This is a genomic window from Spirosoma aerolatum (assembly GCF_002056795.1).
Lineage (GTDB): Bacteria > Bacteroidota > Bacteroidia > Cytophagales > Spirosomataceae > Spirosoma > Spirosoma aerolatum.
This window is the reverse complement of record NZ_CP020104.1, coordinates 926,649-939,859: the sequence shown is the minus strand read 5'-3', so window position 1 is coordinate 939,859 and position 13,211 is coordinate 926,649. Positions and strand designations below refer to the sequence as shown.

At 48.5% G+C, this 13,211-nt stretch carries 10 protein-coding genes; 8 read left to right on the top strand and 2 right to left on the bottom strand.

Features of this window, described 5'->3' with window-relative positions:
* Window positions 1-14 precede the first annotated feature (14 nt).
* The 6 genes from B5M13_RS03885 (at window position 15) to B5M13_RS03860 (ending at window position 7,690) form a co-directional block, all read left to right on the top strand.
* Window positions 15-3,305, top strand: a complete 3,291-nt coding sequence (locus B5M13_RS03885) for a SusC/RagA family TonB-linked outer membrane protein (RefSeq protein ID WP_080054390.1) — start codon at window positions 15-17, stop codon at window positions 3,303-3,305.
* 9 nt (window positions 3,306-3,314) lie between these two features.
* Complete coding sequence (locus tag B5M13_RS03880) at window positions 3,315-4,817, top strand: RagB/SusD family nutrient uptake outer membrane protein (protein WP_080054389.1); 1,503 nt, start codon at window positions 3,315-3,317, stop codon at window positions 4,815-4,817.
* Window positions 4,818-5,183: 366 nt separating this feature from the next.
* Window positions 5,184-5,408, top strand: coding sequence for a DUF2798 domain-containing protein (locus B5M13_RS03875; RefSeq protein ID WP_080054388.1), 225 nt, complete (start codon window positions 5,184-5,186; stop codon window positions 5,406-5,408).
* A gap of 19 nt (window positions 5,409-5,427) precedes the next feature.
* Window positions 5,428-6,000, top strand: a complete 573-nt coding sequence (locus B5M13_RS03870) for a Crp/Fnr family transcriptional regulator (RefSeq protein ID WP_080054387.1) — start codon at window positions 5,428-5,430, stop codon at window positions 5,998-6,000.
* A 33-nt stretch (window positions 6,001-6,033) separates the two neighbouring features.
* Complete coding sequence (locus B5M13_RS03865) at window positions 6,034-6,609, top strand: Crp/Fnr family transcriptional regulator (RefSeq protein WP_080054386.1); 576 nt, start codon at window positions 6,034-6,036, stop codon at window positions 6,607-6,609.
* A 64-nt stretch (window positions 6,610-6,673) separates the two neighbouring features.
* The gene (locus tag B5M13_RS03860) at window positions 6,674-7,690 is read left to right on the top strand and encodes an NAD-dependent epimerase/dehydratase family protein (protein ID WP_080054385.1); all 1,017 of its coding nucleotides are present in this window, start codon (window positions 6,674-6,676) and stop codon (window positions 7,688-7,690) included.
* Here B5M13_RS03860 and B5M13_RS03855 read toward each other — a convergent pair.
* Together B5M13_RS03855 and B5M13_RS03850 are read right to left on the bottom strand one after the other, a co-directional pair.
* Window positions 7,680-9,062: an MFS transporter gene (locus B5M13_RS03855; RefSeq protein ID WP_080054384.1), complete on the bottom strand. Its 1,383-nt coding sequence runs from the start codon at window positions 9,060-9,062 to the stop codon at window positions 7,680-7,682. The genes B5M13_RS03860 and B5M13_RS03855 overlap by 11 nt on opposite strands.
* 272 nt (window positions 9,063-9,334) lie before the next feature.
* On the bottom strand, window positions 9,335-10,189 hold the full coding sequence (locus B5M13_RS03850) for a helix-turn-helix domain-containing protein (RefSeq protein ID WP_080054383.1): 855 nt from the start codon (window positions 10,187-10,189) through the stop codon (window positions 9,335-9,337).
* Between the two features lie 274 nt (window positions 10,190-10,463).
* On the opposite strand from B5M13_RS03850, the gene B5M13_RS03845 reads away from it, so the two are divergent.
* Window positions 10,464-11,372 carry a helix-turn-helix transcriptional regulator gene (locus tag B5M13_RS03845; protein WP_080054382.1) on the top strand — a complete coding sequence of 303 codons (909 nt, stop codon included), beginning with the start codon at window positions 10,464-10,466 and terminating at the stop codon, window positions 11,370-11,372.
* A 57-nt stretch (window positions 11,373-11,429) separates the two neighbouring features.
* Window positions 11,430-13,163: a biosynthetic-type acetolactate synthase large subunit gene (gene ilvB / locus B5M13_RS03840; RefSeq protein WP_080054381.1), complete on the top strand. Its 1,734-nt coding sequence runs from the start codon at window positions 11,430-11,432 to the stop codon at window positions 13,161-13,163.
* The last annotated feature ends 48 nt before the right edge of the window (window positions 13,164-13,211 follow it).

Below are 13,211 nucleotides of genomic sequence, written 5' to 3'. Positions count from 1 at the left end.
CCATAACGACACGTATGAACCAGCTTTACTCTATTTCCAGAAATCTGGCAATGGCAGTGATCATGCTACTTGTTTTTAGTAGCGCCCATGCACAAACCCGAACCATTAAAGGGAAAGTTCTCGATGCGGGCAACAACACCCCTCTGCCAGGTGCCAACATTGTCATCGCGGGCTCAGTACAGGGTACCACCAGCGATGCCAACGGTAATTTCAGTCTGTCAGTACCCAATTCGGCACAGCAGTTCGTCGTCTCCTTCGTCGGATACATTCGGCAGGAAGTCCCGATTACCAATGCCAATGACTACTCCATATCGTTACGGGCCGAAGAAGGCTCGCTGAGCGAAGTGGTGGTGATTGGGTATGGGTCACGGGAAAAGAAAGACCTGACGGGTGCCATCTCAACGGTGTCCTCCAAAGAAATCAGCAAAAGCATTGCGCAGGCACCCGAACTGGCCATGCAGGGGCGAATGGCGGGTGTGTACGTATCGACACCGGGCGGTAGCCCACTGGCACGCCCGCAGGTCCGTATCCGGGGGGTCAGTACGTTCGGGAATGCGGAGCCACTCTACGTTGTGGATGGGATTCCATTGACGGAATACGGTTCAGGAACCGACAACGCCAGCGGCTCGGTGACGCGCGACATTCGGGGGAATGTTAACGTACTGTCGATGATTAACCCCAACGACATTGAGTCGATGTCGGTCCTGAAAGATGCGTCGGCAGCGGCAATTTATGGAGTACGGGCGGCTAATGGTGTCGTACTGATAACGACCAAGAAAGGGGCGCGTGGCACCCCAAAAGTCGACGTATCGGTTTCCCATAGCATCCAGAACGTAACGAAGAAACTGAACATGCTGGATGTGTCGCAATTTGTGGCGCTTTATCGCGAAGCCTATGCCAATAACCCCAACGAAGCGAAGAATTTACCCGTTCAATTCGATCCTACCAACGCAGCTTATCTGGGCAATAAACCGACTACCGACTGGCAAACCCCGTTGCTGAACCGGAACGCACCCAATACCGACTACAGCCTTCGGGTATCGGGCGGAAATGACGCCACGCGCTACTATGTATCAGCAGGTTATACAAATACACAAGGCCCTCTGATTCAGAATAGTTTGAAACGGTATTCGCTGGCAACAAACGTCGATACAAAAGTGTCGAAATACCTGTCGACGGGCTTGACGTATCGATTGGCTTATTCGGAAGCGGTTGACAACACCCCGAGTGCCTTGCAATACGCGGCTGATACGTCGCCCTGGCAACAAATTTATGATCCCAATGGTCCGTTAGGTTTTGCTCCGTCCGTAAATTTGACCTTTAAGCCAAACCCCGAATTAGGAACGCCTGTTGCGTCACGCCCACAGTATCTGCCTTCTATCCCACCCTACGTTGTCGATGCTACTACCTTGCTTTGGGGGCCAGAAACCAACAATAACCTCTACGGCATGGTCGCCACCTCCGACCGGACCTATACGCTGCTACGGAATATAGGGACCGCCTTCGTGCAGGTTGAAACGATTTTGGGATTGAAATTCAAAGGGACGCTAAGTGTCGACTGGTACTATAACCGCCGGAACGACTGGACAGCGGTTAACAATTACCTCTTCCTGCAAAATCCGGGTAATCCGTATGCCGTGGGCGATGGCACTTCCAAAGGAACCTACGGCGAACGGCATTCGCGCAACGCCAACATTGTTAAGGAGTTCAGTATCAATTACACCAAGTCGTTTGGCGATCACAATGTCGATGTGTTGCTGAACGCCATGGATCAGAAATATACGTATGAGTTTTTGCAGGGTGGTGCCTCGCAGATTCAGTACGCGCAGCCGGAGTTTCGTAGTCTGACCAACATTCAGCCTTACACCAATGTCAGTTCGTTTCGCGATGTCAATGCCTTGCAGGGGTATCTGGGCCGGGTGAGCTATAACTACGCCAGCCGATACTACATCGATGCGACGGTTCGTCGGGATGGGGCCTCGCGGTTTGCGCCGGGTTACAAATGGGGAACGTTTCCAGCGATTTCGCTGGCCTGGCGGATTAGCTCGGAGCCGTTCATGAAAAGTGCTACATTCATCGACGACCTGAAAATACGCGGAGGCTGGGGAAAACTGGGTAATCAGGAAACCCGTTCGTTTGCGTACCTATCGCTCGTTTCCGATGCGCCCGATTATGCTTTAGGTTCGGGCAATGGAAACGGGATCGGGACGTTGCTGAACGGCACATCCCTTCCCGATTTTCCGGTGCAGAATCTGACCTGGGAAATTGGTAAAACGACGAGTTTTGGCGTCGATGGATCGTTTCTGAAAGGCAAACTAACGGCTACCGTTGAGTACTATAACCGTTTGACATCAGGAATTTTACAGGCAGCTAGTCTGGCCGCCAGTGTAGGCAACCAGAACCAGCCGATTCTCAACATCGCGTCGGTACGGAACAGCGGGATGGAATTCCAGATTGGCTACAACGGCTCAGTCGGTAAAGACTTCCGATATACCATTTCCGGGAACCTGACCACCGTAAAAAACCGGGTCGAATCGACCTTCCAGAACTTACCCTTTGGCAACGAATTTGGCCGTATTGAGGTAGGGCAACCCATGAACTACCTATGGGGTTACAAGAAAGGCGGAATTTTCCAGAATCAGGCGGAGATCGATGCCTGGAAAGCCAAGTATTCGGATGGGACAAACAACAACAATTTCGCGCCGGGCGATATGTATTTCCAGGATGTGTACGGCGATCCGAAAGACGCAGGTCAGACCCGCTCCGAAACACCCGATGGCAAAGTAAATACCAACGACCGGACCTTCCTGGGAAGCACCATTCCGGGGTATTACTACGGGTTCAATCTGGGTGGGAGTTTCAAAGGCTTCGACCTGTCGATTTTCTTCCAGGGTGTGGGCGACATTTACCGCTACAATAGCTGGCGGGCGGCTGGTGAAAATATGAGCAGCACAGGCACCAACCAATGGACAACGACGCTGAACCGCTGGACACCACAAAATCCATCGACGACGATGCCGCGCGCTGTCCGATCTGATCCGGCCAACAACAACCGAATCTCTGATCGCTTTGTGGAAAGTGCGGCTTTCCTACGTCTGAAAAATGTGCAGGTCGGCTACTCATTACCGGCATCACTGACACGCTCACTTGGCTTCGTGAATGGACTACGGGCTTACGTAGGGGCTACCAATCTGTTTGTCATTACGCCCTGGACAGGCCTTGATCCTGAAGACATTGACCGGGGCGGAACGGATTTGATTCCGCCGGTTCGTTCGATCACCCTGGGTATTTCGGCCACTTTCTAATTCCTGAACATGAAAAAATATTCGATAATCGTAGTCCTGACCGTCGTTTTTACGACGCTATTCTACGCGAGTTGCAGCGAGAAAAATCTGGATCTGCAACCGCTTTCGCCAACCGAAGCGTCGTATTTCACCGAAGAATCCGATTTTAATAAGGTGGTGCTGGGCGTATACGCCAAACTAACTGATTACTACTGGTTTAACGCAGGCTCGCCCATACAGGGCTTCTGGCAACTGCCCGGCGATGATATTACATCGACGGGAACCTATGCCTTCGAAATTTTCGGTACGTTACAGCCCTCAACAAGCCAGAATCAGGTATTCTACCGAACTGCCTATCAATTAATTAACCGGGCGAATACGGCACTCCAGAAATTGGATACGGAAAATGGAGTTATCAAAACGGCAAATTTGAAAAACTGGCTACGTGGCGAAACGCTTTTTTTACGTGGCTATACCAACTTCCTGCTCTGGAATTACTACGGCACATCGCCCCTGATTACCGAACGGATTCAGACACCTGATAAAATTACCCCGTCCAGCTCGAAAGATACCGAACTGCTCGATCAGGCCATTAAAGACCTTACCGATGCCGCTACGTTGTTGCCAGCTACCTGGGATGCCGCCAATCGGGGTCGGGTAACGAGCAATTCGGCCAATGGCTTGCTAGGGAAGGCCCTCGTATTCCGAGGGTCGGCCAAGAAAGCTGCGGCTGATTTTACGGCGGCCATCACAGCGTTTAACAAGATTTCGGGCGTTAGTCTGGTACCAAATTTCAACGATAATTTCGATGTCAAAACGGAGAATAATGCCGAATCGCTGTTTGAGTTTCAGGCATCGCAGCCCGACTTTGATAATGTCTGGCTGGCCAATGATTTTCAACGAAACGGGGTTGGTTCTACGTCGGCGTTCTGGGGATGGTATGAAAATAGCTCACAGTTGGGTGGTCAGGCACCGTATATTGCCACGCAGAAATTAGCGCAGTCTTTCGACGCTGGTGACCCACGGATTGCCTCTACCCTGGACCCCAAAACGTTGAGTTTCTACAAGTATTGGCACACAGGCGATCAGAAATCCCAATCGGGCGTGGCATCGGTTAATAATCCACGTATTCTTCGCTATGCTGACGTGCTGTTGCTGAAGGCAGAAGCTATTCTGGAATCAGGCGGTTCGACATCCGAAGCCATTGGGCTGATCAATCAGGTACGTACCCGCGCTCGCGAGATGGTTAAAGGTGGTACGTCGCCCGCCAATTTCGCCACCACCGAAACCGACAAAGCTAAAATTTTCGACTGGGTCATGGGCGAGCGCCTGCGCGAGCTGGCGGGCGAAGAAGGTAGTCGATGGCTCGATTTGCGCCGGTGGCATATGGCGGGTAAGATCAATCTGGCAACCTGGAACTGGAGTTCGGCCCGTACCGACGTAACCTTTAACGTACAGAAAAATCTGTACTATCCTATCCCTGATATCGAAACAAATCTCAATCCGAATGTCAAGCAAAATCCGGGGTATTAGCCTCTACTCATACTTCACAGTAAGATCAGGTTGGTAAGAGACCTATTGGAATGACTAACAGTAGGTTTACACCAAACAGCCCAGACACCTTGTATCTGGGCTGTTTTCATTAAAAAACACGTTTAAATCTTGTTTTGGGTAAATGTGCAATCGGGGCGATGGATCTTTCGCAAAACCAGATCGTGTATCCCGATGAAGGTCCCCGCTCCTTTCCATTCAAGGGAGTAATACATGGTTTTGCATTACTTGACGAATGCGAAAAGGTCATGAGCGATGAGTTGCCCGTTCTTTTTTGACCTACATCAAGGTTTTTGGTGTCTCGGCCTCGCACTTTTGCAGCGTTAAGTAAGCAAAACCATTCCCAACATGAAAAAGAAGCATTTTAAGTACATTAACACCCTGTTTGTGGTAATCCCGATGACGCTGATCATGGCGTTTGTTGGCCTGATGCGGAACTACGGCTTCGGCCCCGACTGGTTCCTGAAATTTCTCAAAGCCTGGAGCGTGATGCTACCGGTAGCCTATGCGGCTGCCTTTATCATCATTCCTAACGCCCGTAGGCTGGCCGAGCGGGTAGCCACCAGACCCTAACTGAACAAATTCTGAGTGAATGCACGAACAACTAAGTTGGTATATCAACCGTCAGATCAAAGTCAGTGAGGAGGATCTGAATACAATTCTTTCGTACTTCAGGCCACTAACGCTAACAAAAAACGAACTCGTGGTGACCCACGGACAAACCAGCCAGCGAATCTACTTCGTTGGCAAGGGTTGTTTACGAGTGTTCTTCATTGACGATAAGGGGCAGGAAGCTACCCGTTACTTCGCCTTCGAAAACCAGTTTGCCACGGCTTTAGTCAGCTTTATTACCGGCGAAGCGTCCGAAGAGTTTATTCAGGCCACCGAACCTACGGAACTGCTCTATATCAGTCATCACGATTTTTATCACTTACTGGATACGATTCAGCAGTGGGAGAAATTTTACCGCTATTATCTGGAAAACGCGTATGTGAACAACACCAAGCGACTGATGTCTTTCCTGATTCAGGATGCGACTGAAAAATACCGGCTGTTACTGGCCGAAAACCCCGTTATTGTCCGCCGACTTTCCAACAAACTGGTGGCCTCGTATCTGAATATTTCGCAGGAAACCTTAAGCCGATTGAAAGCCAAAGTGAAATGAACAGCGCATCTACACTCACAAAAACGATTGGGTATGCACGAACAACTCCTAAAACTCATTTCTCAGAACGTATCGCTTACCAACAACGACAATGTGTTGTGCGAGCAGTATTTCGAACCTTTTCTTTCGCCCAAAAACCGTATTCTTGAAGAAGAAGGAAAAATTCCGAAGTACTTATATTTTGTTATATCAGGCTTTGTCCGGTTGTTTCACTACAACGACAAAGGGGATGAAGTGACCACCCATATCAACTGTCCCCCTGGCTTTATTACGTCTTATGTCAACTTCATCAATCAGGCACAATCCAATGAGAATGTGGAGTGTGTTACGGACTGTGAACTACTTCGAATTACTAAAAATAATTTGGCTCTACTGACGCAGCAAAGCACGGCGTTCAAGGATTTCAGCATTTTGATTTTTCAGCAGTCACTCGCTTACAACGAAAACCGCTCAAACGAATTAGCCACACTCCCGGCAGAACAACGATACCAAAAACTTATCGACAAGTATCCGCATATACTTCACAACGTTCCGCTGCAATACATCGCTTCATTTTTGGGGATGAATCCGAAAAGTTTGAGCAGAATCCGCAAGGCCATGATTAAGTAACATTTGTGAAGTAGGCTTGCATAGGCAATCCTGAATTTTGTGTCATAATTAACTATCAAAACACATGACACAGAAGAATCTGGCCCTGGTTACAGGAGCCAACGGGCATTTGGGAAACAACCTGGTGCGATTACTGATTGAAAAAGGTATCCCGGTTCGGGCTTCGGTTCGCAATATCAAAAATAAAGAACCCTTTGCCGGATTGAATTGCGAAGTAGTACAAGCCGACATCACCAACAAGCAATCACTGATAAGCGCATTACAAGACGTTGACGTTCTGTATGCGGTTGGAGCCGCCTTCAAACTTTGGGCCAAAGACCCCAAAAAAGAAATCTACGATGTAAATCTTGCCGGTATAAAAAACACCATCGAGGCCGCAGCCGAAGCGGGGGTAAAACGAATCGTTTATGTGAGTTCCATCGCGGCCTTGAACTATACCAAACTTCCCACCCAAGAAGGTTATGGCTACAATCCTGACCGCCGGGATATGTATTATAATTCGAAAAATGACGGCGAAAGGCTGGCCTTTGACCTGGCAAAAAAGCACAACATTGAACTGGTAGCCGTGTTGCCATCGGCCATGATTGGCAGTAGAGCCTTTGCCCCGTTAAATGTTTCCTATAATATCATCAATCTGATTCTGAAAAAACAGATTCCTGTCGAAACCAATATCACCCTGAACTGGATCGACGTAAAAGACGTCGCCGAAGGCTGCTATCTGGCTGCTATAAAAGGCAGAAATGGCGAACGTTATATTCTGGCCAACGAACAATGTATGTCCATCAAAGACACGACCCGAATTGCCCAGGAACTTTTCCCCGAGTTAAAAATTAAATTACCTGCGGCCGTACCCAAACCTGTACTCTTTACCGTTGCCTGGTTTATGGAAATGGGAAGCAAATTAACGGGAAAAGCTCCATTGCTCACCACCAAAGACATTGCCATGTTCTCAGGGTTGCAGCAGAACGTTGACATCACAAAAGCACGGACAGAATTAGGATTTAATCCCAAAGATCCGGTACAAGCCGTAAAAGAAGCCATGCGGTATTTACGTGAAAACGAAAGTCGGTTCAACGAATGACAGGCTTATCACTTTTCAGCCATGATTGTATACTCACCAAGCCCAGTAACATAGCTCCCACCCCAAACGTAACGGTCAGCCCGTGCAGCATATCCTCCGGCTTTGCTGCACGAATCGGTTTCGTGGCGACTGCTAGTGAAAATAAGGCTCCCATTACGGACGCTCCCGTAACCAGCCCCAGGTTACGGGACAAATTCAGGATGCCAGCTATAATTCCATCCTGCCTCTTGCTGGTATGGGCCATCACAGCGGTGTTGTTACCTGCCTGAAATAACTGGTATCCCGGCGTCAGCAAACAAATCCCGATGATATACCCCGTCAACCCATAAACTGCTGGTAAACTGGCTAAGGCTATTGTACCAGCCCATAGACCGTGCAGACCTACTTTTACGATACGATCCGGGCCTAGTGTATCGACTAATTTTCCGGCGGGTATTCCGGTCAGTATCGAAATCAACGGGCCTACCGACATGACTAACCCGGCATTAAATTCGGTCAGACCTAAACCAACTGTCAGAAAGAAGGGGCCAATCACTAAGGTTGTCATCATGATCGTAGCGACCAAAAAATTAGCCAGTAACGAGTTCCGTAGTACCCAATTTTTAAAAACGCTGGCGTCGATCAATGGGTTACTACTGCGTTTCTGAACATAAACGAACAGACTACCAGACAGCACGGAAAAAAGAATCAGCAGGAGACTTTGTGGACGTATGGATTCTTTTCCAAGCGTCATGGACAGCGCATAAGCGGCAATTGATACAACAAGCGTCACCACGCCCAGCACGTTGATCCGTTGGGTATTGTTCACAATCAGGTTGTCTTTACGAATATAGTGCATGCTCAACCAGAACGTAGGGATACCTAAACAGGCCAGCAACAGAAAAATAGACGGCCAGCCCCAGACACTAAGCAGGAGTCCGCCCACCGAAGGGCCCATGGCTGTACCAACGGCAGATAAGGTTCCGATCAGGCCCATCGCACTACCCATTTTAACGGTTTCGTTATTTTTTTTGACGATTGTAACGCTACTGGTCATCAGAACCGCAGCTCCCATACCCTGAAGGGCCCTCATGAGGATAAGTGCTGAAATTGTAGGCGCAAATGCACACAAAAACGAGGCAATCGTGAACAGGAGTAAGCCTGTCAATAAAATCCGGCGATGGCCGTACTGGTCGGCCAGTTTACCGACAATGGTGACGGAAACTGTGATAGCCAGCAGGTATGAAATGGTAACCCACTGCACCAACTGGAACGTTGTCGAAAAGGCTTCCTCAAAAACCGGTAGAGCAATATTGGCGATGCTTGTTCCTAACGAAGTCAGCAACACACAAAAGGAAATAACCAATAGGATGGCCGCTTTGTCATTTTTCATAGCAAAGCCTGTTTTTGGGAAACCATGCCAGACTGGCCTGCTAACGGATGTTGTAGGGAGCGTCGCGGGCGTCCAATAATCCGGCTACCTACTAGCGACAATCCATGAGAATGGATGCCGACCCGTTTTAGAATCCATGGCCAGCTATCCGTAGCCAACGTCTCCCCGATACCGATAAGAATGATTTTTGCTGCTGTTATCATACGCTTTGCCTGTTGATGATGCAAAGCTAAAGACCGCAATATCCCACGGGATAGGACAAAAATCAAGTACTATGGCACTTCGTTGAACTTCAGTCTGAAGGCTTCGGGAGAATACCCGGTATGCTTTTTAAAGAAGCGAATAAAGTACGAGACATCGTCATAGCCAAGCTGCCACGAAATCTGATTGATCTGGCTGGAGGTAGCCAGTACGTATCGTTTGGCCTCCAGCAGGATGTATTCATTAATGATTGCAGAAGCTGTTTTGTCTAGCGTTGCTTTGGTGATGGCATTCAACTGATAAGCCGACAGATTCAATTGACGGGCGTACCAGCTCACCTGTTTTTGTTCGGTGAAGTGATCGGCAATTAATTCCTGAAACGCTTCCAGCCGTTCCTGACTATAGATATTGGAACTGTCAGCGGTTGTTCGGGGGCTTTTCTCCTGACGTAATAACTCAATAAAAAGCAATTGAAGGGTCAGTTGAATCGCCTGTTGGTATTGGGAGTTCTTTTCTGAAATTTCCCAATAGATAGCATTCATAAAAGACAAAATCCTCTCAAAGCTATTGGCATTGGGCTGATAATAATTCGTTTTGCTGACTTTCTTCAGGGGATCTTTGTGTAGCAAATCGCCAGGAAACTGAGCCAAAAAACCCTGTCCCCCAGTTGCCAACGATAAGGCATGCACCTGACCGGGCCGCACAATAAACACGCAGCCATCCCCGACAGGATAAGGGATAAAATCGATGCTATGCTCACCTGATCCCTTTTCAATGACCAGCATAAAATAGAAACCATGCCTATGCAGGGGCTGAATCATGCCCTGTCCGGCCAGTAATTTATCAAGTCTCCGAACAACAAAGCCATCGGAAGCCTCGGCATGGCTAACATCGGAGGGGGTATGTCGTACCGGTATCGGATCCATGTCAACAAAAGGCAGATGGCACCCATAAAAATACGATAATTCAACAGTGGTTAGACGACAAAAAGCGACACCAGGAACTGGATAGTGGACGACAATAGATCTCATGCTGGCGAGTAAACCAACTACATTCACTGTGCTGCAAGACCGACTACCTCACCAATTATTCCGGAACCGGAATTATCTTTTTTCTTTGTGAGGATATCCGATTTATTAAATAATTTCATCGTATAGGCTTTGAGTCGTTAAGTAGCAAGGTTATTTCACCCATAAGACGATGCGAATCATACATGATACCACTCCTCTTTCCAATAGTGCACACGGAGAGAACACGCCGGGTCTGTATGCCCGATTTAGCTGGCAGCATTGGTCATTTGAACAAGGGCTAAGTGCTCATTATTTCACGTTTCAAACACAGTCTGCGCACCATTTGACGACGCTCTATGGCGAAGAGTGTTTTAAGATTGTGCTTTGTATTTCAGGGCAAGCCAACATAGATTCCCTTCAGCGACGGTTTTCGTTTCAGGCAGGCAAACTTTACCTGTACAAAGCCTTAGGGGTATCTGAATCTAACTTGCAGGCTGGAATGGCTTACGAGCTGCTCCATATACATTTCCCTGTGTCGAAGCTGCAAGCAGTGATCGCGGACACCCCGCTCCAGGATATGCTTCTGAACGGAAATCAAGTGCTTTCCTTAGCGTTAACGCCAACGATTTTTAGCCTGATTCTAACACTGGTTAATTCGGAGTTTCAGGGGGCGTTACGGCAATTACAAGTGGAGAGTGCGCTGTATCAGCTCTTGTTTGAAATTATCAAAACAGCAGACAGAACCTATCCACCCGTTCATCACGCTATATCGACAAACCAAACCAGATTGATAAAGGAGGCTAAAGAGCTACTTGATACCCATACGGGCTACATATCGATACGTCAGCTCGCGAAAGAGGTGGGCACGAATATGGTTTCGCTTAAAACGGGCTTTAAAGCGCTTTACAAGACAACTATTTTTAGCTATCAGCAAAACAAAAATTTACAAAAAGCTTATGAGCTGCTTTTGGTGGAGAATATGACCATTCAGCAGGTCAGCGAGTGTTGTGGATACCAAAGTCTTGGTAGTTTCTCGAATGCGTTTCTGCGACGCTACGGCCATCGACCCTCAGCGTTGCTGAAACGACCGATTGAATAAAACATGTTTCTTATCGGATAAGAAAACTAGCCTGGTGATGCCCCACTTTTGCTTGCCATGAAGCAAGCAACAAATGATTTACCGACACCAACGTTTCAAGGCGATGCGATTGATCAAACCGGCGCACAAGCAGTCCTTGAAGCACTCTTAGCGGAAGGAGTCAATACAATTTTTGGCTACCCCGGTGGAGCAATCATACCGGTTTACGACGCCTTGTACGATTATACCCCCTCCCTGACGCATATTACCGTAAGGCACGAACAGGGAGCCATTCATGCGGCCCAGGGTTATGCCCGGGTCAGTGGCCGAACAGGCGTTTGCCTGGCGACTTCAGGTCCCGGTGCGACAAACTTAGTGACAGGCATTGCTGATGCCATGATGGATTCCACGCCTGTTGTCTGTATTGTTGGTCAGGTGAATTCAGACCTGCTGGGAACAAACGCATTTCAGGAGGTCGATATGATTACACTGACCCAGCCAATCACTAAGTGGAATTATGAAATAATTCACCCAGATGAAATACCCGGCATCATCGCAAAAGCATTTCACATCGCCCGCTCAGGACGCCCTGGTCCAGTAGTAATCAGCATTACCAAGGATGCACAGCTCATGCCGTTGCATAGACCGGTTGAACGCAGGCTTACTTTTACCTCAAAAAAGCCACCGTTACCTGATCCAACACAGCTACAGCGCGCGGCCGATTTGCTGAACGAGACCACATTTCCGTTCATTCTGGCCGGTCAGGGAATATTATTGGCGAAAGCAACCAACGAACTTGTCGCTCTTGCCGAAACAATGGGTAGCCCGGTTGCTACTACGTTACTGGGTCAATCCGCTTTTCCGACTGATCACCCACTGTACACCGGCTGGCTGGGTATGCACGGTACGTATGCCAGCAATATGTTAACGACAAAATGTGATGTTATCATTGGCATCGGGATGCGTTTCGACGAGCGTGTTACGGGAGACCCGAATGCGTTTGCCACTCAGGCTAAAATCGTTCATATTGATATTGACCCCGCCGAGATCGGCAAAGTGACTCAACCCGAAGTTGCGTTGGTGGGGGATGCCAAAGAGATTTTACGTCAACTGATACCGCTGTTGAAGGCGCATCCTTCCTCTAATTGGCAATCGCATTTTACCAGGTACCAATCACTCGAAAGCGAGAAGATCACCAGGCGGGAGCTGGCGCCGACCACGCAGAAGATAAAGATGGCTGAGGTTATCGCCATGCTTTCCGACAAAACGGCGGGTAATGCCGTGCTGGTCACCGACGTAGGCCAACACCAGATGAAAGCGTCACGCTATTATCAATTTCGCCGAACGCATAGCTTAATAACGTCCGGAGGATTTGGCACAATGGGGTTTGCGCTCCCGGCTGCCATTGGTGCCAAAGTGGGAGCGCCGGATCGTGACATTATAGTCGTTGTTGGCGACGGAGGCTTTCAGATGACCCTACAAGAGTTGGCAACAATAGCGCAATATGGTTGGCCCATCAAAATAATTCTACTAAACAACAATTACCTGGGTATGGTACGGCAATGGCAACAATTGTTTTTTGAACGTCGGTACTCGTTTGTCCATTTGCAAAACCCAGACTTTATGACGATTGCTCGTGGGTTTGCGATCGATAGTAAACAGTGTAGCCAGCGTGACTTACTTTCAGCCAGTTTAGATGACTTATTGGCTAGCCATCAACCATTCTTACTGGAAGTAATTGTCGAACAGGAAGAAAATGTGTTTCCAATGTTCCCCGCCGGAGGACGAATGGATCAGATTCGTTTAGAGTAGGGCGCCGATTTAATACATTGGTCAAATCACATCGAACCAAGTCAACAA